4 protein-coding genes are annotated in these 2,937 nt (G+C 30.5%); all 4 read left to right on the forward strand.

Annotated elements, in window-relative coordinates:
* Positions 1 to 1,075, forward strand: a 1,075-nt coding sequence (locus tag ACTHW2_RS10650) for a penicillin-binding transpeptidase domain-containing protein (RefSeq protein ID WP_442263896.1), incomplete at its 5' end; no start/stop codon positions are given.
* A 108-nt stretch (positions 1,076 to 1,183) separates the two neighbouring features.
* Positions 1,184 to 1,846 (forward strand): septum site-determining protein MinC, encoded by a 663-nt coding sequence (gene minC / locus ACTHW2_RS10655; protein WP_442263897.1) that lies wholly within the window; start codon positions 1,184 to 1,186, stop codon positions 1,844 to 1,846.
* 39 nt (positions 1,847 to 1,885) lie between these two features.
* The gene (gene minD, locus ACTHW2_RS10660; protein WP_442263898.1) at positions 1,886 to 2,695 is read left to right on the forward strand and encodes a septum site-determining protein MinD; all 810 of its coding nucleotides are present in this window, start codon (positions 1,886 to 1,888) and stop codon (positions 2,693 to 2,695) included.
* A gap of 10 nt (positions 2,696 to 2,705) precedes the next feature.
* Positions 2,706 to 2,937, forward strand: a 232-nt coding sequence (minE, locus tag ACTHW2_RS10665) for a cell division topological specificity factor MinE (RefSeq protein WP_442263899.1), incomplete at its 3' end; no start/stop codon positions are given.

Genomic DNA, 2,937 nt, shown 5'->3' on the forward strand with positions numbered 1-2,937 from the left:
TTTGCTTTGGACAATGAATAGAAGAACTCATGGTTATGTAAATATTTACGAAGCACTTAGAGACTCTTGTAACTATTACTTTTATTCACTTGCTATGGGGAAAAACCAAAAAACGGGAGAAAATGTAGGCGTTAAACTTGAAATAGATGATATTGTTGAAATGAGTAAAAAACTTGGTTTAAATGATAAAACGGGTATAGAAATAAATATACCTGCTGAATCATCAGGTATAATACCAAATCCTAAGAGAAAAGTAGCAAATACTAAAGCCATATTGAAATCAATATTAAATAGAGAAATTGAAAAAACCTTTAACAAAGATTATGATTACTCAGAAGAAGATAAAGAAGAAGCGATAGAAGAAATAATTTCTTGGCTCGATTTAGAAATACCACTATCTTATGGGGAAGTTATGAACAAACTAAGAGATTTAAAGATAGATCCAGAAGCAAATATAATTCATGCAAACAGTAAGGAAGAGTCTATAGCTGGAGCTATAACATTTACTTATGTAAATTTTGCTGGATGGAATATACAAGATACTTTAGGTATTACAATAGGGGAAGGACAAAATGGTTATACGCCAATGCAGATGGCAAATTATACTTCTATTATAGCTAATGGAGGATATAAGCATAAGCTTACTCTTATAGATAGTGTTAAAAACTATAATAATACTAAGTCAGTATATGAATATAAAAATAATGCTGAAAGGATAGAATTAAAAAACTATGAACATTTGGAAGATCTTAAAAAAGGAATGCTCAAGGTTACTAAAGAGGGTGCTTACAGATCTGTATTTAATAAATTCCCAGTAGATGTAGGTGGCAAAACTGGTACTGCTAAAAATGATAATAAAAACCCAATTACAAAAGAAAGCTATGATGATTTTTCATGGTTTGTAGCTTTTGCACCCTATGATGATCCTCAAATAGCTGTAGCAACTGTACTATTTCAAGGGGGAAGTGGTGGATATTCTTCACCTATGACTCGTGATATAATAGCAGAATATATGGGATTGAATAAAGAAGAAAAGGAAGAGACTATTCCTTATGAAAATACACTAATGAGATAAATTTAAAAATAACCACTAAATCTGTCAAAATAAATATTATAACTTATATAGAAAAGTTTGGATAAGTATAGTATAATGAAAGTGGTATGTAGAGGAGGATTACTATAGTTGGCTAATCCAATTATTAAGTTTAAAGGTGTACAAGAAGGATTACTTATTATTATAGATAGTTCTAATATAGAACTTATAAAAAAAGAATTAGACAAAAAAATAAGAGAAACCTCTAAATTTTACCAAGGAATTAAATTTTTAGGAGTAGAAAGTCAAAGTTTGACAAATGATGAAATCTTAGATTTAAATTTGATGCTTAAATATAAATATGATTTTAATATTGATTTAAAAACTATATTTAATGATATATTGCATCCTACTGTTGAAAAAGATTATAAAAATAAGGAAGACTCTTCAGAAAGCTTTGTAGAAGATTTTCAAGGGAATATGACAAAGTTTATATGCGGGACATTAAGATCGGGTCAGGAAATAATATATGAAGGACATGTAGTTATTATAGGAGATGTAAACCCAGGGGCTCTTATAAAAGCTAATGGAAATGTAGTGATTTTAGGCAGTCTAAGAGGAGTTGTTTATGCAGGTCTTGGTGGAGACGAAAAATCTATTATAGCTGCTTATAAACTACTTGCAAGTCAACTCAGAATATGCAATGTTATGGGTAGGGCATCTGATGAAAATGAATTTCATTACGATGTACCAGAAGTTGTTAAGTTAGTAGACGGTAAACTAGTAATAGAGCCATATTTACCCAATAGATAAAATGAGTTATGAGTTTTACTTTAAAAGGGAGGAAAATATATGCAAAATGAAAAAGGTATTTCCATAGTCATAACCTCTGGAAAAGGAGGAGTGGGAAAGACCACCACGAGTGCAAATATTGGTACAGCACTTGCAATGTTAGACAAATCAGTTGTAGTAGTTGATGCTGATATAGGACTTAGAAACCTTGATGTAGTTATGGGTCTTGAAAATAGGATAGTATATGATATTGTTGATGTAGTCCAAAAAAATTGTAGATTAAAACAAGGACTCATAAGAGATAAAAGATTTAATAAACTTTTTTTACTTCCAGCAGCTCAAACAAAGGACAAGTCTGCTATAGAACCAAAACAAATGATAGAGCTAGTAAATGAACTTAAAAAAGAGTTTGATTATATAATAATAGATTCTCCAGCTGGCATAGAGCAAGGTTTTCAATATTCTATAGCTGGTGCTGATCATGCAATTATAGTTACAACACCTGAAATTTCAGCAGTTAGAGATGCTGATAGAGTAATAGGACTTTTAGAAGCTAAGGGAGTAGAAAGTCCACGTTTAATTATAAATAGAATAAGACAAGATATGGTAAATAGAGGAGATATGATGAATATAGATGATATCTCAGATATACTTGCTGTAGATCTAATAGGAGTAGTACCAGATGATGAAGAAATAGTTGTTTCAACTAATAAAGGAGAACCGGCAGTAATAGAAGCTACTTCTCTTGCAGGGAAGGCATATATGAATATAACAAAACGTTTAACAGGAGAAGAAATAGAGTTATTAAATTTAGAAACAGATGAAGAAAGTAAGTTTAGCAAGATAATAAAATTGTTATTTGGTAAATAGGAGGGGTACTTTGGATTTTCTAAAAATATTTGGGAGAAAGAAAGAACAAAGCAAAAATGTAGCGAAAGAAAGACTTAAACTAGTATTGGTCCATGATAGGTCTGATTTGTCGCCTCAATTTTTAGATATGGTAAAAACTGATATAATAAGAGTTATATCAGAATATGCAGATATTGATGAGGAAGCTTTGGATATCAAGGTAACAAAAACAAAAAAGGATAGTAAGACAAAACCAGTTTCAG

It is taken from the genome of Tissierella sp. (assembly GCF_052089545.1).
Classification (GTDB): domain Bacteria; phylum Bacillota; class Clostridia; order Tissierellales; family Tissierellaceae; genus Tissierella_A.